Annotated in this window: 1 protein-coding gene; it reads right to left on the bottom strand. The window is 65.6% G+C overall.

Annotated features, from left to right (window positions below; translation table 11 throughout):
• Positions 1-407: SDR family oxidoreductase (locus I6F66_RS22310; protein ID WP_197209924.1), on the bottom strand; the 407-nt coding region annotated here is incomplete at its 3' end.
• Between the last annotated feature and the right edge of the window lie 107 nt (positions 408-514).

Genomic DNA, 514 nt, shown 5'->3' with positions numbered 1-514 from the left:
GCAAGATTGGAAAGGCAGTTGATCTCGACGGTCTGGCGAAAAACATCGAAATCCGTCGTTTCCGCCGGAGCGAATGGCGCGACCGCCGCGCACACGACAACGGCGTCCAGGCGCGGCAAATTCTCGACCAGTCCCGTGAGCTGCGCTTTGACGGCTCCGGCGTCCGAAAGGTCGAGCGGCACAGCATGCGAACAGGCCGGGAAAGCGGCCAGAAACGCGTCCAGCGTATCCGGCCGGGAGACCGTTGCGGCGACATCATAGCCTTGCTGCAGCAAGGCGCGGGTAACCGCGGCGCCCATGCCGCCGTTCGCGCCGACCACCACGGCCGTGCGCGCGTCGCTCACCGCGTGGCTCTTCGCGAACGGGTCACGCAGGCCCCGTTTCGCGCACGAGCGCCAGCGTTCCATGGTCCTCCACAGCCGTCGATACCCGCAGCAAGGCGACGGCCATGGTCTCCCAGCCATAACTTTCGGGAGGGCAGGTCAACCAACCGATGTACAACGTCCAGAGCGAT

It is taken from the genome of Pseudoalteromonas sp. NZS100_1, assembly GCF_015864285.1.
GTDB classification, from domain to species: Bacteria; Pseudomonadota; Gammaproteobacteria; order Enterobacterales; family Alteromonadaceae; genus Pseudoalteromonas; species Pseudoalteromonas arctica.
The sequence above is the reverse complement of the archived record's forward strand: the minus strand, read 5'-3'. Positions and strand labels throughout refer to the sequence as shown.